This window comes from Virgibacillus halotolerans, from assembly GCF_016908515.1.
Taxonomy (GTDB): domain Bacteria; phylum Bacillota; class Bacilli; order Bacillales; family Amphibacillaceae; genus Virgibacillus_M; species Virgibacillus_M halotolerans.
Genome location: NZ_JAFBEA010000001.1, coordinates 448001 through 463132, shown reverse-complemented (window position 1 = coordinate 463132; position 15132 = coordinate 448001). Strand labels below are relative to the sequence as shown.

Genomic DNA, 15132 nt, shown 5'->3' with positions numbered 1-15132 from the left:
TATTATATAGTCACCTAATTATGGTTAAATTTTTTTGATTATAATTAATCACGGCCACTATTCATGTAATCTAAAATGTTCTGCATTATTGATATGCTCCCAGTGCTTGCCTAGCTGTTGCTTAATACTGTCATTCAACTTATTTACACTTTGCAACGTAATTTCTATTATCTCTAAACAGTCCGCTTTTTCTGTGTATGATTCCGCATCTTTTAATCTGTTTTCAATAAAGCTATTCAATTTATCCATTGTAATTACCTCCATTTAAAGACTGATTTTATTCCATTATGAATAATACTTTATAACTGTTTTTATCTATTATTTCATTTTCTGTTATTTGCAGGAAAGCATGTTTACTATAAAGTATATACTGTTCATTGTTGGTCACTTCTTTGTAGCCTGTTCCTTGTTCTCCTTGTTCCATCTTTGGCAATTCGTCCTTATGGATATATAAGTCACAAGGAATGTTTGTAAATTGTTTCATATCGTTTACACATCATTATAATATTGTTTTAAACTTCCATCTGTACAGTATTACATTCTGGACAAGCATATAAAGAAACTTCTCTTTGTGAATTGTTATATCCATTGCCCCAATCAATTGTAAAATGTCCTTGAATGTGAATAAATTCTTCTGTATTTGCATGGGATACCTCATAATGATCATAGCTTATTATATTATGCTTGTGTCCGCAAACTTTGCATTCCATATCATTGCACCTCTTTAAATGATTAATTTTATTCAATATCCATTTTCCAATTGTCTTTACACCAATTAGAACAAAAATGCTGTCCATCTTTATTTTTTATTATATGAGTTTCATTTTTTAATTTTTCCCCACAATCTAAGCATCTTTCTTTGGTGTTCATAAATTTAAACATATTGTATCACCCCTTAAAGATTATTTTTAAATTGTTCTGCCCTCTCTTGACTGAAATAAATCTCCCTTACATCGTTAATAGTCATATCACTTGTTATTATATACCCTTCCTTTTTTAAATCATTTGCTATATCAAGCATGTATTTAAGAAAATTATAACTATTGCTACCCTTTATTAGTTGATCCATCTTATACCACCCCTAAATGATTGATTTTATTGAAATGTTACCTTTTCAGTATTATAGAATATATCATTTATTGTCTGTTCAAACTCTTCATTTTCCATAAGTCTAAAAGTAAATACGTCAATATGGTTGTTATTTTTAGTAACTAGCCATTCACCCTCTAGGCAGTCAAAGCTAAATTCGTTTACATTAAACTTACTCCTTAATACAAAATTACTTTTTAATAAGTTAATGTGATCATTGGTTAATAAATTCATAGTGCCATACCCCCATAATTGATTAATTTCAACTTAAATGTATATTCTTCCACTTTTTGCATTGCTTCTTTTTGTTTCTATACTGTGTTTAGTATCTTTTAATACAGTTTTTGCTTTTTCAACTTCACCGCTCTCTAATAATTCAATAATCCAACTCATTGCTTTTTCATTCATTCAAACCACCCCTTAAAATATTTGTTTTATTGAATTAAGCGTAAACACTTCTAATATCGCTTATATCGTAACCATAAAACTCATAATCATCAAATTCCACTTTGCATAAATTATTGTCATTGTCAACATAGATAACCATTGCTAAATCACCAGTTCTATATCCCTGTGTAATCTCAACTCTTTCATTTAATTCAATCATTTTAATTCCTCCAATTTTTTAATAAAGTAATGGTTTTAACTTGTTATATTTCCATAATGTCCGACTCGTCTAACTCGCCTGTAATCTGCATAACGCTACTTTCTTTTATCTTATTTAAAGCAATCATGTACAACGTGTTATCATCTTCTATAGGTTCATCATTCTCGATAACTGCCCTAACTTCTCCGAAATCAGTGTTAAAAGACACAATATACTCATAACTCATTTTCATTACCTCCAATTATTTTTCAATATAAGAACGGTTTTATTGAATTTCTATTTTCCTTATATCTTCATCTAAAAACTTATAATAAGCCTTGCTTTTTGCTTCTTCTGGATTGTTTGCCCAAATACCTGTATATGTTGTACTGTCCATGTATATCACTTTAATATCGTAATATTTTTGTTTGCTTCTTCTTTCTATTATAGAATCTTTAAAATTGCTATTTTTTACCCAATTCATTTTAACAACCTCCATATAATTTATTGTTGTCCTCTGAATAAAACAATGAATTTATGCAATTAATTCATATTTCCCCTGGCTAATTAATTCTTTTCTTTTGTTAAGTTGTTCTTTTAAAGTTGTTTGCAAATATTCTGTTGGTAGATAATAACCGCCAAACATGCTACTGCCAACCTTTGTGACTAACCCTTGCTTTTCTAATGATTGCTTAATGTCATTTTCTGCAATACTTTTTTTACGTCCGTCAAATTCAACTGTCATGAAGAAATACTTTAGTTTATGACCTTCCAAAGTTTCTACTTTATTTCTAAAATCAAATTCTTTTGCGCTTTCTATATTTTCCCTATAAGATTCATCAATATAATTTTCTAATATAATCTCATTGATGGAAATATATCCACTTGATGGTGATTCCTCAATTTTTACATAAGCATTTGCTTTCATTTTGACAACCTCCATTATTATATTGTTTATACTCTTTCAAACTTTAATTTCCATGATGGATAAACACCGCTTGTGCAATCATGTTCTTTAATTAAGTGTGCAATGTGCTGTAAATTATCGTCTTGACTATCCCAGTCATGCGTTTCAAAGCCTATTTTCCAATGTAAATTTTCAATCATTCCATGCATAAAACCATTCTTGATTGTGGCTGCAATTACTTCCTGCTCATTATCTGATAGACCATTATAATTAATATTCATGTCGTAACCTCCCAATAATAATTTTATATTAATTCAACTTTTATACATTGCTGCATATCATCGTGTGGCTTTTCTTCCGTGTCCCCAAAGTTAAACCACTGATTTAAAAAGTAGTCCTTTGCGCTTTCTAGTGTGCCGTTTATGTCTGTTGTAGATGTATCACCATTTGAATATGTACATTTAATTGCTATCATTTTACATTCCTCCTATTTGTCGTTTAATAAAAATTATCTTTTTCAGTTTTCCATGATATGCTTTTAATTTCTTCAATTTCTAGGTTTATAAGACTTTGAAATAAGATACCTCCATATTCATTTAAGTGTTCCTCGTTTTCCTGTACGTCCTCACAATCAATAAGATAGGTTAATCCTTCCTTTTTGTCGTAAAGTCTGTAGTTGGTATCCCATGTATTTAAAGGTTTTGTTATTGCATAGTTTTCATTTTTACTAATTATATTTCCATGTCCATACTTTAAGCTGTCTACCAAATTTGTTAATTGCGATTGTGCCATAATCATTCCAATTCCTCCTAATATAATATTGATTTTATCCGATTAGTTTTTTCATTCTAAGGTTTTCCACTGCTTCTATATTCTTACTCAAAATTTTATGAAAGCTTACCTTTGCTTTGTTTGATTGCAACCCATCTAAATAACTTCCTACAAAATATTTTTCTGCTTCATATATGTTATTAGACTTATCCTTAATGAACATAGATAAATTTTCACCATGTAATAATTCAACTTCCTTTTGCTTTACCTCGTTTTCTAAGTTGCTAAAATCTATAAGAATTGTATTCATTTTTATTCCTCCTAATTTTTAAGTTGAAATGTAGTTTTTTTAATTCAAGTCCATTAAATAGTTATCTGTCTCGCATTCTGGACAACCTTTAAATCCTGTTTCTAAGTCGTTTGCGTCTTCATAAAATAGTTCTAATTCGTCATCACTTTCAAAGTACGATAAGCATTTGTTGCAACGTGTTTCATATTGATCACTTCCATGCTTATACTCTGATAATAGTTCTGACATTGTTTTTTTGTTATCCTTTTTCATTGTGGATCATTCTCCTTTGCTTTATCCTTCTTGTTCTTCTTGTTCTAACCGTTCTGGTAACACTGATTCATAAAAGTAAAACTCTAATACTTCATTGCTTAACTCATTAAAATTTAAGTTGTTTTCTGGAAATCCTTCAAATGCTCCATTAATTTGATTATTTTCTAACCAGTCAATTGTTGATTGTCTATTGTATTCCATTTATAATCATTCTCCTTTTAAATTGTTGTTTTTATCTTAAAATTCTTCTGTAATTTCCGTTTCAATAATTTCAATATCCATCATTTCGCTAACATGAAATTCAGCGTCTTCACGACTAGGGAAACCAAATTCAGTGTATGAAGCTATCTCTGTTCCTACAGGGAATATTGCCACACTATATAATTTTTCATCATTTTCAATTTCTCCTAAAATAGATACTTTTACTTTTTCCATTTTACATTCTCCTTTTAATTTAATTTTTTAATAAATTGTGACTTTTATTTAATTAATTGCTAAAATTAAATTCGATATTATCTTTAACCATTCTTATCCCATCTGCATATTGCATATATTTTTTAGCATTCTTTCTATCTCTTTCTTGTAAGCAATCCATTGCATTTTTATTCATTTGCTCAATAGTATCGTCAACAACTTTCAGCACATTTTCTATTTCCATAACACTCCGACCCCTTTTTTTTCTAATAAAATTATAGTTTTAAATTAATCAGCAAATTCCTGTTCGCTAATTTCAATCGTTGCAAAGTTTTCGCCTAATTCGCATACACCATAAAAGTTATAGAATTGTGGCTCCCCTCTATCGTCCTCATGGCTTTCCATTTGATCTAATTTGCTCCCATTGATCATTGTTAAAAATTTCTGTTTCATTTCCTTGCCAAACTTGCTCGCATTCTCTAACCTAGTAAAGCTTTTAACTTCCCATTCAGTATGCATTGATAAATCAAAATGAGCTATAACTGTATAAAATTTCATTTTCAAAACCTCCTGTATTTAATTAACATTTAATCTGTTCATTATTGACAATATAATTACTGCATGACTTGCTTTGTAATTGCTTCATAGTGTCGCTTATATTACTTGTTCGTACTGTGCTATCCGTTGCGATTCCTGCTATCATAATTACAGATAGTGACAGACCAATTAAAAACCGTTTAATCATATTATTCTACCCTCGCAATTTAACTCATACCATTTCCCATTGACTAACACCTCTTTATACAATGAAGCCTTGCCGTTAATGTCTTTTTTCCATACGTGGCGCACCTCTGCAATAACCATTTAATAACCTCCAATTATACTATAATGATACTTAATAGTAGTTAAAAAATTTTATTTATGCGATATTCGCTAACATTTTACAATTGTAATCATTTTCCAATACTTCAATAATATCATTAATCATAAATGCAGGGTGTAAAGTTTCACGACCAAACGCCTTAAATGTTACACTTCCATTATTTACAATTAGACTGATTTTATTTTCATATGGATCAATGAAGTTAATTTCTTTATTCATAGTGTTTTCACCTCTTATAATTAAATTTTATTTTATGTATGTTAGGGATTGAGTAAATAATCCCTATGTATTTTGTATTTTTATATGTCTTCCACTTCGTAATAAGTGTAGTTTTCATTATTGTCATGACATGCCATAATTAGCATATTATTTTCCGTTATTGCAAAATGGCTTATTATTATTCCATCATAGTATTGTTGTTCGTTACATGCGTTATACATTCCATAGCTGCTTGATGATGTGTACGCCATTCCCAATTTATCAGTTGATGGGATTTCTTTATTCTCATTTATTATTATTTCAATTCCCTTTAGTTCAATGTTAGACAATTCTTTTTTAAATGCTACTGTCAGATTCTCTATTTTTCTCATAATGTAAAACCTCCAATTAATTTGTATTTTTTAACTATCTTTATTATATACTCATATGAGTTAATAGTCAAGTGTTTTATAATTTATTTTACTATAAAGATACTTAATTATAGATTGTAACAAGTTATATTTAATATTATTAATGATATGATAAACATTATTATTATTCCGTAATCAACTAATTCATATGATTGTATCTTGTCTATTATTCCCCTCATGCTATTTCCTCCTTTTAATCTGTTATGCGAGCGTTTAAAGCTATATCCATATGTTGCCTTGCTCTGTCCAACAATTCTCTATATCAAACCTTGTATCGTCTTCCATGTCTGCAATACCACCTATTGTGCAACTTGCTATCATTTTCATTCCGTTATATATTATTAATTCCTGACTTGAGAAAACCCTATAATCTGTGCCGTTTGATATTATAAATTCCTTAACCTCTTCGGGTGTTATTTCCCAATTTATTATTTGCTTGGGTAACTCTTGAATGTTTTTAGATAGATGTATTATTGTTGTCATAGTGTTTATTGCTCCTTTGAATTGATTTATTTTTTATTACTTCTTAACTGTTAATTATATTATAACATCACCTTAATGTAATTGCAAGCATTATTTATAGTATAATGCTACTTAATTTTAGGTAAATAAAATTGATTAATCTATTATTACTTTTCCGGAATAATAACCATGTATTCCATGCTTCATAAGCCTATCTATTATTTCCCATTCGTTCATGTTTTCATCTATTATTATTACGGCTTTTCGGCATTGTTCTTGTAATGTAATATTAATTGCTTTATGGTCAATTAGATTATTTAATTTATTGATAACGTACTCCTTTGATGTTTTTCTGTTAAGGTAGCTGCCAGATTTTATGCCGTTCCATTGTGGCAAGCCCTCTTTTCCATCATATGCCATGTCTAACATATGCGATCTTAATTTTAGAGTATCAACTTTAATTTCCTTTGCCATTTGTTCGTTAGCTTGTATTATCATTTTATTTATCTCCTTTTTAATATAGTTTATTTCCAATATTTTTGTGGAAGTAATATAGGCTTAAATTCATATCCTGCACCATATGCTAATTTGTATTCATTTGTTAAATGCTTAAATTCCTTCCTGTCCGCTGCATAGTCGCAATGCTCGTATGCTCTATCGTAAGGCGTTTTGACTAATATTTGATACTTATACCCTCGTTCTGGTTGATATGCTTTTGGGTAACTCATTTTTATCATTCTCCTTTTAATTTTAGTTACTATTGTTTGTCCATTGAAATTACTTCATTATGCTTATTAAGTCCTACTGTAAGATTATCGCCTAACTTGTATTCGTCAGATACATCATAGATAATTGTAAAATCAGCGTCATTTCTTGGATTCTTGCAAACATACTCATGATATTCTGATTGTTGCTCGAATCCGTATTCTGATAGTGGAACAACCTCACAATTCAACACTTCATTAGCTGCAATGTCGCCTGCAAACGTTGGGACAATCAATACTTTAATTAATAGTGATACACCGAGTAAAGTTTTCATTATATTTTCTCCTTTGAGTTGATTTATTTTGTATTTCCTAACCTTGCTATAATTATATTATAACATTACTTAATGGTAAATGCAAGTGCTTTATTCGTTATATTGTTACTTAATTTTAATTAAAAAATATTAGTATTGTTCTACTTCATAACCTAATTGATCCATTATTGATTGTTGTTCCTGTGTGACTGTCTGCCACGGCTTAACTAGAATGCATTGAGTCTCTGGAATGATCATGACAAGACTATATTCCTTTACTACAACGTCCCAGAATGAATCGTCATACCTGTCTATATCGGTGAATGATTCCATCATTCTGTGTTCCTCGGAACGCTTTCCCATGTCGTATACACCGTCAATCATACTACCGTCCGTCAGTATCCATATGCCTTCATGTATATTATTTGTTAGTTGGTAGCCCTCATCTATTAAATCTAGTTTAAATTGTTCTATATTCATATTGTATTGTCTCCTTTTATAATTATGTAATTGCTTAGTAGTTAATATAGTTTATAAATGATTGTATTGTTCTTGCGTCTGTAACATCTGTTTCATGCTTTAATGATTCTAATGACTGTTTACATTCCTCTAATGCATCGGTTAAACTTATTTCACCATTGGAATACTCGTCTAATAATTCATGATAGAAACCGTTCTTATCAATTGCTTGCAAGTAATCACATATTGTAGCTAATTTTTGATTGTATCTCATTGCTATTACTTCCCTTCTTATTGTATTTCCATATCAATATACTATATAGATTATAATGCATTCATATGATAATACAATGTGATTGCTACTGTTTCATGCTATGGTATGTTACTTGGTTCATGGCATCTTATCCATGTATCGTATGCTTATCATACTTCCATATGCTATAACGTGCAATGATCCGTGCATCTTTTTCTTGTCCATGAGTAGCATTCCTATTGATAGGATAGTTGTATAAGATTGTCAATGTTCATTAGTAAGCTGATACTCGATTAGAGTTTGGACAGTGGAAATCAATCCCTTTCCTTAACTCTGTATAAGTATATTATAACACGAATCATATACTTATACAAGTATATATTGACTTAATTGAGTATATAATTAAAGTTTGTTGATTGTGTATACTTTGATACATTTGATTGTGCATTATATACAATTATATTATATATTGATTGGCTGCCTATTGTACGATTGTATGTGTGATTGAATGGATAGACTAGAGTATATAGGATAGATCGTAATAGAGTAGAGTGTGTGGCATGCATAGGCTTAACGTGCATGAGTATGATTGATACTATTGATTGCCTATGCCTATTGATACATGGTGCATGTGTGTGATGTGACTGCATGATGATATGGGTATGTGTTGCTCATGATGTGCTTGCCTATGTTCGGTTACATTTATATATTATAATATTATTTTTATATTTATTTTATTATTTAATTTTATATATAATACAATTGAAATATAGGTTTAGTTTGATTGAGATTATATGATTACATTTACTTATTGATTTATATTGACTGTATTATATATATTTATTGGACAGAGTGGCGAGAGAGTGAGACAGAGTTAGTATGATTATACAATTTTATGGATATTTATTATATTTTATATTGGATCTATACTACTGTTTAATACAAGGTAGTGATTAATATTTAGTACCTTTTATATTATAATACTTGCAATTATATTTTTGTGTTACTAAGGCGAAAAGTAAAGTTTGCTTTACATTTAAGGTGGTACACACAAGCGGTATAGTCTATTGTCAGTTAATTTATTACATTAAAGTATATACTTTCCAATTAATCATAAACATTGTCACACCAATGATTATCAGCGAAACTGTCGGTATAACGTATATTAGTAGGACAGTAAATATCAATGGTATCAAAGGGTTTCACCCATTAGAGGGGGGTCTGAAAAGTCCATGAATATAGAATATTCCGCATATATAAGGCCAACTGTTCCATTTCCACGCTCAATATAAATTAGCCAAATTAAATGTAAAATAATATAAATTAAAATATAAATATATACGTAAATTATGCAAATTTTGTCTCGTAAACGGTCTCGGGAGCGTCTCGAATGAAGTCAATAGTATCAATAGTTTTCCTCATATCATACTACACCAATATTTACTCATTTTAACAAAAAGCTATGTATAATCACCGTATAACCCTTGCCAAGCCTATGTTTGTTCGAGACAAAGTAGTCGATACGTCAATTTAAGCCTATACATGATGCATATTAATAGTATAATCCATGCTGCACCTACATTCATTCGATACACTGTCTATCGATCCATAAAAAATAACCCAGAAATTAATCTGAGTTACAAATTTTATATATCATATTTTATCTAACACCTAACTATGTAGATGATGCACTTGAGCTATTCTCTAAATTTATTCATAGCTGTATAGTTAGACTTCTTAAACGAGTCAATATCGTCCATATCTCTAAGTAAGAAGTGTTCATATTTGGTATGACCCTTATTGTCTTTCTTCAGGTAACTTGCCATCACTCCTAATTTATTCATATCGGCATAATACTTAAGTACACTCTTGTTACTATAACCTATCCATTCTGCTAATTTATTTACACTAATAAAACACTTGTCTTCTGGATTATTAGTCCACTTGTTCATCAATAAAAATAAGGAAACATGTCTGTAAGTTAGCCCATTCTCCAGCATATACCTGATTATATCTAGTGGTACAGACATATAGAAGCTACACTTCATATAATCCAAATCATTTATAATAAGCAACTCCTTTGTATATAGGCTATTCTTATTTTTAGACTTGAAATTCTTATGTGACGTTACCTTAACAACAGACAATTCTTCTAATCTACTTAATAGCACGTATACATCATCAATGCTGACCAACCTTCCATATTCGTTCATAGAGTCATAAATTTGCTTGATAGATGTGACGTAATTTAAATCAGACTTAAAATTAAATTGATCATATCGTATAAACTTTTGCAAATTTAGATATAAAGCTAATAATTTTTCACCCCCACCATCTTTAAAGTAGAAATATTCACCTTGTGTAAACCAATTACCATTAATCAAAGTATGCTTCTTAGAAAAGGCAAACATTTAGACACCCCTTTTTAATTTTATAATTACAAAACAACCAATACATAAGATAATTCATGTAAAACACACCACAACACATGCCAACAAGCAGTTTTATTCAACATCGACACGTATAATTTTCTTTGAATGAAATGAAAAAGAACAATTATAAAGCTGTCGGAGAATAATATAGTATTAATAGATCTAATAATATAGAAGTAATATGTTGTACTTTGAGCATGGATTTTTGAAAAATTAGAGGGTCAAAAAGAAAAATTTTCACAGATTTGTGTTTTTAATTATATGCAAAATCACCGTAAACCACGTCCTGTATATGATTTCTCATATTACGCTCTATGTGTTGTACTTTTATCATGGAATTGTTTAAAAAACATCTTTTTTTGCAAAACCCAAGTGTAAAATTTTCATGGATTTTTACTCCCTTGAATGTATTATAATATCACCTAATAAATTTGTCAAATACACAAACAGAAAAGCCATTCAATTAAGAATGACTCATTCCCATTTCTTTCATCTTGTTAATTATTTCATATTGTGACCCTCTACTCATTTCTTTAAATAACTTCTTCCAATCATCTGCAGACAAGTGATCTACCATTGACTCATCCATATCTAACCCAATGTATAGAGCGGGGGAATCCTTTAGGTTTTGACTTCTTTCAACGTATCCTCTAGATGTATCAATCGAACTATGGCCAAGATAATCCTTAACCTTCATAATATCATTGCCAGAAGCAGCATATGTTTCCCCGCCATATAATCTTCTAATGCTATGAAATACAACCTGTCTACTCTCATCAATACCAATAGCCTCATTGATCTCCTTCATCATTCTCTCCACTGTCTTACTGGATAACTTAAACACTTTCTCATTCTTATCATTTTCATCTTTTCTTAAATCTAATAACATCTCAGCCAGATCGTCTCGGATAGCTTGTGCATGTTTCTTACCTTTGATTGCATGGTGCAATACCCACATTCCACCTTCTCTGCGTAGATCTGTATAGTCAAGACCCAGCAGACCGTTTAATCTAATACCTGTCATTCTTGCTGTATGAATCAACGCAGCCTTTACTTTAGGTAATTTTTTATTAGGTAGTCCACTAACATATTCAATCATCTTATCAGACTCTTCCCAGTCAATATCTCCGTGATGATTCTCATCAGTCAAACTTAAACTTTTCAACCTCAATTCATCTGGTTGGATCTTGTATTTGTTTTTCTTAACCTTCTTCAGATGAGTGAATAAAGAATAAATAGCAGTCATTGTATTGTTCGTAGATGAATTGGCGTACCTTCTCTCATCCTTTAGGAATGTCCTGAACTTCTGCATTGTTGTATATTCAATATTAGTAATATCTATAGGTGTTAAAAAATAAACATCTCCACTGGTGTATCTGTTATCCTCTGTCCAGTTAAAGAACAACTCAATGCTCGCTTTATACCTCTGATGCGTCTTATCACTACCATGCTTCAAATCCTCTAGGAATGTTTCAATATCATCATATACTTCATTTCTATTTAATTCATATACGTTATTCATATTTATTAATTCCTTTCAATTGTCGTTTATAATATTTATTATACAGACATTTTAAATTAAGTCAAGTAATATTATAATATATTAATCATTCAATTGAACATATACTTTAGAGACGATTTAGATATGCTGGCTAACGTTCTAATATAGGATTGGAATGAACACATCTATATAGCATAACTACCTCTACAGGTGCCTTAAATCGATCTGTATATAAGAAGATAAACTATCCCCCATTTTTCAATAGGTTGTGATTTATAGAGGGCTTGACATTTTTATTGGGTAGCATTATAATATATGTATGCCGAAAATAAGGAGGTGAGAAATGTTGAATATATTTATCGATGAGGAAACAGGACTAAACAATATTGATTTAATTTTAGAGTCAAAATTTCGCGAAGGAGTTGACGATCTCCTAGAAGAACCTGGGACGGAAACTACATATGATCGTTTTATTTTTTAATTATAGGGTATTATTATAGTATAGTAATGGGAGGAATGATTGATTGGCGATGGACTTACAAAAACAAATACACATGTACTCTCTAGATACCTCTGCATTCTATAATGAGGTAGAGCAATCTATTCATAGAAAACTGATGAGGTCTTACGGTTACTTTAATTATTTGAAATCTTTAAAGGACGATAATCCAAACAGAAAACATTTTATCAAGTCTAGGATTGGAAAGTTGAAAAAGAAGTTAAATGTCGAACTTATTAAAAATAATAATGGAGATATGAGGAACTTGGACGGGGATCAACTTAAAGAGGCAAACGTCATATCAGTATTTGAAACAACCTTAACTAGAGTGCTCGGTGTTCTTACGAATAGCCTAACCGAAGAAATACTGGTGATTAGAGCCTATTATTTTGAAGTTCTTCGTGACTTAATACATAACGGATTTATGTACAATGGAGAAAAATACATATACTTTTCATCAAGTGCTGGTCAAATACGAACAAAGAAAGGCGTTTGGATAAAAGAAAGTTCATGGAATAAGCATAAAAACACCATCTCATGCGGGCTGAGTGTGAAAGATATCAATAAGCAAGGCGGAAGTAATATCAACAAGTATCTTGCATACATAGCTTTAACTAACAGTGCTTCAGTTGAAATAAAGGGGTTTGACATTGACAAAACAATCGTTGTAGATGATTTAGAGACAAATGTAGAGGGTTTGGTTGACTACATAGATAGGGATAGCTATGAAATAGCTAGAAAGAAAATGGACGTACCAATCGAGCATACAGATGGAGCGGGAATGATACTGCCCCAATCGAATGATAAGTCATTTATGGTTAGACTACCGTTTATTAAAGGATTACTCGTCCCCTTCCCTTTCGATAAATTCTCTGAAGATAACGATGCGACAAAAGTTACTGATATATACGGAAAAGAATGGGATATAGTGAAAGATGATATACAGATCATATTCACAAAAAGCCAATTTAAAATGTGGAAGTACTACAGTAGCTGGGATGATTACAAAGATAAATTTATAAAGTATAACTGTCAGGCAGCTAAATTAAATGAAGAAGAAGACGTCTTCAATGAAGCCAAGTTAAACTACCAGATGATACAGACACTCTCTGATATAACGGACGAAGAATTGGATGAGATATCACAAAGCACTATTGAGGACATTATTGAGATCGGTTCAGATAAAGAAACCATGCTGAGAGTACTAGGTGCAAATGAAGGTAATCCAAGAAAAAATTATTTTCAAAAAGCGCTGGAGATGTATCCAGAATTATTGAATGATATTCATGCGAAGCAATCAATTAAAGATGTTAAGAGAAGTCTTGTAAGGAATGGGAAGTCTGGCAGAATCAATATTGATGGCAAATACACCTTTATATGCCCAGACATGTATGCGTTCTGCGAGTACTTGTTTTTGGGAGACAATAACCCCAAAGGTTTATTGCACGACGGCAATGTTTATTGCAAGCTATACAACGAAGGAGAAGTTGATGTACTTAGATCCCCTCACTTGTATCGAGAACATAGCATTAAAAACAATGTTAAAAGTAAGACTTTGGATAAGTGGTTTATTACGGATGGCATCTATACCAGCATCCATGACACTATAAGTAAAATGCTCCAATTTGATGTTGATGGGGACAAAGCTCTGGTTGTTGATGATCCCACGTTTGTTAGGGTTGCAAAAAGAAATATGAAAGGCATAGTCCCACTGTATTACGAGATGGCTGTCGCGCCTAAAGAGGAAATAACTGAGTCTAAAATATATGACAGCTTAATAAAAGCTTTCCATGCGAACATTGGAGAAGTAAGTAATAACATAACTAAGATATGGAACAGTAAGGATGTTGATTTAGATGTTGTCAGATGGCTTTGCATGGAAAATAACTTTATTATAGATTATGCAAAAACGCTATATATGCCAACTAGACCGCAGCATGTAAATGACAGGATAAATTCATACATAAAAAGCAAAGTCCCCCACTTCTTTATCTTTGCGAAGGATAAAGACAATAAGAACGTGGAGGAGATTAATGACAGTGCGGTAAATAGACTCAACTACATAATACCAAATAAACGTATTTACTTTACGAAAGTTGCAGGTAAATTCGATTATAAGATGCTAATGAGGAATCCAAGAACAAAAATAGATAGTGAAATAATAGAAAGATATACATATTTAGATAGAAGAAAGAAGTGGCTTATAAGCGACGACGACGTTCGCAAGAGCAATGATAGGCTATATGTTTATAAGTTTATACGAGATAAGCTTCTCAAGATAAATAATAATCCAATATATATTACCGACACATTGGTGGAGTATTTATATGGAGAAAAAGAAAGTAGCGCAAAGACGACTTTATGGGAGTCATTCGGTGATGTACTAACAGAATCATTGGGTGCCAACGTTAAAAACAAAAGAAATTGCACAGATTGCAATTCGTCATTCAGGGTCGTTAACTCTAGACAGGTTAGATGCTCAGATTGCCAGAGTGAAAAGGTTAAAGAAGATGCTAAATTGAGGAAAAGACGACAAAGAAATGGATAAATTAAGTACATATTGCGTGACATTTTTTCAACCAAACCTTGAAATACCAGTAATGCCAACGCTTTTCCCGTTTCAATTTATAAAAACGTTAATGGTCTTTATAGGAAGGGCGAAAGTTA

Annotated in this window: 33 protein-coding genes; 2 read left to right on the top strand and 31 right to left on the bottom strand. The window is 30.9% G+C overall.

The annotated features are described in order from the left end of the window. Nucleotides 1–57: 57 nt before the first annotated feature. The 31 genes from JOC34_RS02500 to JOC34_RS02350 all read right to left on the bottom strand — a co-directional run bounded on the left by JOC34_RS02500 (nt 58) and on the right by JOC34_RS02350 (nt 11987). Nucleotides 58–249: a hypothetical protein gene (locus JOC34_RS02500; protein WP_205135125.1), complete on the bottom strand. Its 192-nt coding sequence runs from the start codon at nt 247–249 to the stop codon at nt 58–60. Between the two features lie 28 nt (nt 250–277). Beyond that, a complete protein-coding gene (locus JOC34_RS02495) occupies nt 278–484 on the bottom strand; it encodes a hypothetical protein (protein WP_205135124.1) in 207 nt (68 codons plus the stop codon). Nucleotides 485–512: 28 nt separating this feature from the next. Then, the gene (locus JOC34_RS02490) at nt 513–710 is read right to left on the bottom strand and encodes a hypothetical protein (RefSeq protein WP_205135123.1); all 198 of its coding nucleotides are present in this window, start codon (nt 708–710) and stop codon (nt 513–515) included. A gap of 28 nt (nt 711–738) precedes the next feature. Then, a complete protein-coding gene (locus JOC34_RS02485) occupies nt 739–882 on the bottom strand; it encodes a hypothetical protein (RefSeq protein WP_205135122.1) in 144 nt (47 codons plus the stop codon). 13 nt (nt 883–895) lie between these two features. Next, the gene (locus JOC34_RS02480; RefSeq protein WP_205135121.1) at nt 896–1069 is read right to left on the bottom strand and encodes a hypothetical protein; all 174 of its coding nucleotides are present in this window, start codon (nt 1067–1069) and stop codon (nt 896–898) included. A 26-nt stretch (nt 1070–1095) separates the two neighbouring features. Next, a complete protein-coding gene (locus JOC34_RS02475) occupies nt 1096–1323 on the bottom strand; it encodes a hypothetical protein (RefSeq protein WP_205135120.1) in 228 nt (75 codons plus the stop codon). A 33-nt stretch (nt 1324–1356) separates the two neighbouring features. Then, nucleotides 1357–1497 carry a hypothetical protein gene (locus tag JOC34_RS02470; protein ID WP_205135119.1) on the bottom strand — a complete coding sequence of 47 codons (141 nt, stop codon included), beginning with the start codon at nt 1495–1497 and terminating at the stop codon, nt 1357–1359. A 34-nt stretch (nt 1498–1531) separates the two neighbouring features. Next, nucleotides 1532–1696 (bottom strand): hypothetical protein, encoded by a 165-nt coding sequence (locus JOC34_RS02465; protein WP_205135118.1) that lies wholly within the window; start codon nt 1694–1696, stop codon nt 1532–1534. A 43-nt stretch (nt 1697–1739) separates the two neighbouring features. After that, a complete protein-coding gene (locus JOC34_RS02460) occupies nt 1740–1922 on the bottom strand; it encodes a hypothetical protein (protein ID WP_205135117.1) in 183 nt (60 codons plus the stop codon). Nucleotides 1923–1961: 39 nt separating this feature from the next. Continuing rightward, a complete protein-coding gene (locus JOC34_RS02455; protein WP_205135116.1) occupies nt 1962–2159 on the bottom strand; it encodes a hypothetical protein in 198 nt (65 codons plus the stop codon). 51 nt (nt 2160–2210) lie between these two features. Then, nucleotides 2211–2603, bottom strand: coding sequence for a hypothetical protein (locus JOC34_RS02450; RefSeq protein ID WP_205135115.1), 393 nt, complete (start codon nt 2601–2603; stop codon nt 2211–2213). A gap of 26 nt (nt 2604–2629) precedes the next feature. Further along, the gene (locus tag JOC34_RS02445; RefSeq protein WP_205135114.1) at nt 2630–2863 is read right to left on the bottom strand and encodes a hypothetical protein; all 234 of its coding nucleotides are present in this window, start codon (nt 2861–2863) and stop codon (nt 2630–2632) included. A 23-nt stretch (nt 2864–2886) separates the two neighbouring features. After that, entirely contained in the window at nt 2887–3057 is a 171-nt protein-coding gene (locus JOC34_RS02440) for a hypothetical protein (protein ID WP_205135113.1), read from the bottom strand. Between the two features lie 23 nt (nt 3058–3080). Further along, nucleotides 3081–3380, bottom strand: coding sequence for a hypothetical protein (locus JOC34_RS02435; RefSeq protein ID WP_205135112.1), 300 nt, complete (start codon nt 3378–3380; stop codon nt 3081–3083). 28 nt (nt 3381–3408) lie between these two features. After that, nucleotides 3409–3663, bottom strand: a complete 255-nt coding sequence (locus JOC34_RS02430; protein WP_205135111.1) for a hypothetical protein — start codon at nt 3661–3663, stop codon at nt 3409–3411. A gap of 39 nt (nt 3664–3702) precedes the next feature. Then, complete coding sequence (locus JOC34_RS02425) at nt 3703–3915, bottom strand: hypothetical protein (protein WP_205135110.1); 213 nt, start codon at nt 3913–3915, stop codon at nt 3703–3705. Between the two features lie 21 nt (nt 3916–3936). Beyond that, complete coding sequence (locus tag JOC34_RS02420) at nt 3937–4116, bottom strand: hypothetical protein (RefSeq protein ID WP_205135109.1); 180 nt, start codon at nt 4114–4116, stop codon at nt 3937–3939. A gap of 36 nt (nt 4117–4152) precedes the next feature. Continuing rightward, nucleotides 4153–4350 (bottom strand): hypothetical protein, encoded by a 198-nt coding sequence (locus JOC34_RS02415; protein WP_205135108.1) that lies wholly within the window; start codon nt 4348–4350, stop codon nt 4153–4155. A gap of 52 nt (nt 4351–4402) precedes the next feature. Then, nucleotides 4403–4573 carry a hypothetical protein gene (locus JOC34_RS02410; protein WP_205135107.1) on the bottom strand — a complete coding sequence of 57 codons (171 nt, stop codon included), beginning with the start codon at nt 4571–4573 and terminating at the stop codon, nt 4403–4405. Between the two features lie 44 nt (nt 4574–4617). After that, entirely contained in the window at nt 4618–4887 is a 270-nt protein-coding gene (locus JOC34_RS02405) for a hypothetical protein (protein WP_205135106.1), read from the bottom strand. A gap of 22 nt (nt 4888–4909) precedes the next feature. Continuing rightward, the gene (locus tag JOC34_RS02400) at nt 4910–5074 is read right to left on the bottom strand and encodes a hypothetical protein (RefSeq protein ID WP_205135105.1); all 165 of its coding nucleotides are present in this window, start codon (nt 5072–5074) and stop codon (nt 4910–4912) included. A gap of 174 nt (nt 5075–5248) precedes the next feature. Beyond that, complete coding sequence (locus tag JOC34_RS02395; RefSeq protein WP_205135104.1) at nt 5249–5431, bottom strand: hypothetical protein; 183 nt, start codon at nt 5429–5431, stop codon at nt 5249–5251. An 80-nt stretch (nt 5432–5511) separates the two neighbouring features. Beyond that, nucleotides 5512–5802: a hypothetical protein gene (locus tag JOC34_RS02390; RefSeq protein ID WP_205135103.1), complete on the bottom strand. Its 291-nt coding sequence runs from the start codon at nt 5800–5802 to the stop codon at nt 5512–5514. Between the two features lie 258 nt (nt 5803–6060). Next, complete coding sequence (locus JOC34_RS02385; protein WP_205135102.1) at nt 6061–6324, bottom strand: hypothetical protein; 264 nt, start codon at nt 6322–6324, stop codon at nt 6061–6063. A gap of 135 nt (nt 6325–6459) precedes the next feature. Beyond that, a complete protein-coding gene (locus JOC34_RS02380) occupies nt 6460–6801 on the bottom strand; it encodes a hypothetical protein (protein ID WP_205135101.1) in 342 nt (113 codons plus the stop codon). A gap of 26 nt (nt 6802–6827) precedes the next feature. Beyond that, nucleotides 6828–7031: a hypothetical protein gene (locus JOC34_RS02375; protein ID WP_205135100.1), complete on the bottom strand. Its 204-nt coding sequence runs from the start codon at nt 7029–7031 to the stop codon at nt 6828–6830. A gap of 29 nt (nt 7032–7060) precedes the next feature. Further along, nucleotides 7061–7342: a hypothetical protein gene (locus JOC34_RS02370; RefSeq protein WP_205135099.1), complete on the bottom strand. Its 282-nt coding sequence runs from the start codon at nt 7340–7342 to the stop codon at nt 7061–7063. 129 nt (nt 7343–7471) lie between these two features. Further along, nucleotides 7472–7801, bottom strand: a complete 330-nt coding sequence (locus JOC34_RS02365; RefSeq protein ID WP_205135098.1) for a hypothetical protein — start codon at nt 7799–7801, stop codon at nt 7472–7474. A gap of 34 nt (nt 7802–7835) precedes the next feature. Next, nucleotides 7836–8054 (bottom strand): hypothetical protein, encoded by a 219-nt coding sequence (locus JOC34_RS02360; protein WP_205135097.1) that lies wholly within the window; start codon nt 8052–8054, stop codon nt 7836–7838. 1676 nt (nt 8055–9730) lie between these two features. Continuing rightward, on the bottom strand, nt 9731–10444 hold the full coding sequence (locus JOC34_RS02355; RefSeq protein ID WP_205135096.1) for a hypothetical protein: 714 nt from the start codon (nt 10442–10444) through the stop codon (nt 9731–9733). 484 nt (nt 10445–10928) lie between these two features. Beyond that, nucleotides 10929–11987 carry a tyrosine-type recombinase/integrase gene (locus JOC34_RS02350; RefSeq protein WP_205135095.1) on the bottom strand — a complete coding sequence of 353 codons (1059 nt, stop codon included), beginning with the start codon at nt 11985–11987 and terminating at the stop codon, nt 10929–10931. A gap of 322 nt (nt 11988–12309) precedes the next feature. Between JOC34_RS02350 and JOC34_RS02345 the strand changes: the two genes are divergently transcribed. Continuing rightward, entirely contained in the window at nt 12310–12447 is a 138-nt protein-coding gene (locus tag JOC34_RS02345; RefSeq protein WP_205135094.1) for a hypothetical protein, read from the top strand. Between the two features lie 49 nt (nt 12448–12496). Beyond that, nucleotides 12497–15013 (top strand): hypothetical protein, encoded by a 2517-nt coding sequence (locus JOC34_RS02340; RefSeq protein ID WP_205135909.1) that lies wholly within the window; start codon nt 12497–12499, stop codon nt 15011–15013. The last annotated feature ends 119 nt before the right edge of the window (nt 15014–15132 follow it).

Excerpts from the sequence above, each read along its gene's own strand:
- JOC34_RS02500 (WP_205135125.1), bottom strand. The coding sequence starts at position 249 with ATGGATAAATTGAATAGCTTTATTGAAAACAGATTAAAAGATGCGGAA.
- JOC34_RS02495 (WP_205135124.1), bottom strand. The coding sequence starts at position 484 with ATGAAACAATTTACAAACATTCCTTGTGACTTATATATCCATAAGGAC.
- JOC34_RS02490 (WP_205135123.1), bottom strand. The coding sequence starts at position 710 with ATGGAATGCAAAGTTTGCGGACACAAGCATAATATAATAAGCTATGAT.
- JOC34_RS02485 (WP_205135122.1), bottom strand. The coding sequence starts at position 882 with ATGTTTAAATTTATGAACACCAAAGAAAGATGCTTAGATTGTGGGGAA.
- JOC34_RS02480 (WP_205135121.1), bottom strand. The coding sequence starts at position 1,069 with ATGGATCAACTAATAAAGGGTAGCAATAGTTATAATTTTCTTAAATAC.
- JOC34_RS02475 (WP_205135120.1), bottom strand. The coding sequence starts at position 1,323 with ATGAATTTATTAACCAATGATCACATTAACTTATTAAAAAGTAATTTT.
- JOC34_RS02470 (WP_205135119.1), bottom strand. The coding sequence starts at position 1,497 with ATGAATGAAAAAGCAATGAGTTGGATTATTGAATTATTAGAGAGCGGT.
- JOC34_RS02465 (WP_205135118.1), bottom strand. The coding sequence starts at position 1,696 with ATGATTGAATTAAATGAAAGAGTTGAGATTACACAGGGATATAGAACT.
- JOC34_RS02460 (WP_205135117.1), bottom strand. The coding sequence starts at position 1,922 with ATGAGTTATGAGTATATTGTGTCTTTTAACACTGATTTCGGAGAAGTT.
- JOC34_RS02455 (WP_205135116.1), bottom strand. The coding sequence starts at position 2,159 with ATGAATTGGGTAAAAAATAGCAATTTTAAAGATTCTATAATAGAAAGA.
- JOC34_RS02450 (WP_205135115.1), bottom strand. The coding sequence starts at position 2,603 with ATGAAAGCAAATGCTTATGTAAAAATTGAGGAATCACCATCAAGTGGA.
- JOC34_RS02445 (WP_205135114.1), bottom strand. The coding sequence starts at position 2,863 with ATGAATATTAATTATAATGGTCTATCAGATAATGAGCAGGAAGTAATT.
- JOC34_RS02440 (WP_205135113.1), bottom strand. The coding sequence starts at position 3,057 with ATGATAGCAATTAAATGTACATATTCAAATGGTGATACATCTACAACA.
- JOC34_RS02435 (WP_205135112.1), bottom strand. The coding sequence starts at position 3,380 with ATGATTATGGCACAATCGCAATTAACAAATTTGGTAGACAGCTTAAAG.
- JOC34_RS02430 (WP_205135111.1), bottom strand. The coding sequence starts at position 3,663 with ATGAATACAATTCTTATAGATTTTAGCAACTTAGAAAACGAGGTAAAG.
- JOC34_RS02425 (WP_205135110.1), bottom strand. The coding sequence starts at position 3,915 with ATGAAAAAGGATAACAAAAAAACAATGTCAGAACTATTATCAGAGTAT.
- JOC34_RS02420 (WP_205135109.1), bottom strand. The coding sequence starts at position 4,116 with ATGGAATACAATAGACAATCAACAATTGACTGGTTAGAAAATAATCAA.
- JOC34_RS02415 (WP_205135108.1), bottom strand. The coding sequence starts at position 4,350 with ATGGAAAAAGTAAAAGTATCTATTTTAGGAGAAATTGAAAATGATGAA.
- JOC34_RS02410 (WP_205135107.1), bottom strand. The coding sequence starts at position 4,573 with ATGGAAATAGAAAATGTGCTGAAAGTTGTTGACGATACTATTGAGCAA.
- JOC34_RS02405 (WP_205135106.1), bottom strand. The coding sequence starts at position 4,887 with ATGAAATTTTATACAGTTATAGCTCATTTTGATTTATCAATGCATACT.
- JOC34_RS02400 (WP_205135105.1), bottom strand. The coding sequence starts at position 5,074 with ATGATTAAACGGTTTTTAATTGGTCTGTCACTATCTGTAATTATGATA.
- JOC34_RS02395 (WP_205135104.1), bottom strand. The coding sequence starts at position 5,431 with ATGAATAAAGAAATTAACTTCATTGATCCATATGAAAATAAAATCAGT.
- JOC34_RS02390 (WP_205135103.1), bottom strand. The coding sequence starts at position 5,802 with ATGAGAAAAATAGAGAATCTGACAGTAGCATTTAAAAAAGAATTGTCT.
- JOC34_RS02385 (WP_205135102.1), bottom strand. The coding sequence starts at position 6,324 with ATGACAACAATAATACATCTATCTAAAAACATTCAAGAGTTACCCAAG.
- JOC34_RS02380 (WP_205135101.1), bottom strand. The coding sequence starts at position 6,801 with ATGATAATACAAGCTAACGAACAAATGGCAAAGGAAATTAAAGTTGAT.
- JOC34_RS02375 (WP_205135100.1), bottom strand. The coding sequence starts at position 7,031 with ATGAGTTACCCAAAAGCATATCAACCAGAACGAGGGTATAAGTATCAA.
- JOC34_RS02370 (WP_205135099.1), bottom strand. The coding sequence starts at position 7,342 with ATGAAAACTTTACTCGGTGTATCACTATTAATTAAAGTATTGATTGTC.
- JOC34_RS02365 (WP_205135098.1), bottom strand. The coding sequence starts at position 7,801 with ATGAATATAGAACAATTTAAACTAGATTTAATAGATGAGGGCTACCAA.
- JOC34_RS02360 (WP_205135097.1), bottom strand. The coding sequence starts at position 8,054 with ATGAGATACAATCAAAAATTAGCTACAATATGTGATTACTTGCAAGCA.
- JOC34_RS02355 (WP_205135096.1), bottom strand. The coding sequence starts at position 10,444 with ATGTTTGCCTTTTCTAAGAAGCATACTTTGATTAATGGTAATTGGTTT.
- JOC34_RS02350 (WP_205135095.1), bottom strand. The coding sequence starts at position 11,987 with ATGAATAACGTATATGAATTAAATAGAAATGAAGTATATGATGATATT.
- JOC34_RS02345 (WP_205135094.1), top strand. The coding sequence starts at position 12,310 with ATGTTGAATATATTTATCGATGAGGAAACAGGACTAAACAATATTGAT.
- JOC34_RS02340 (WP_205135909.1), top strand. The coding sequence starts at position 12,497 with ATGGACTTACAAAAACAAATACACATGTACTCTCTAGATACCTCTGCA.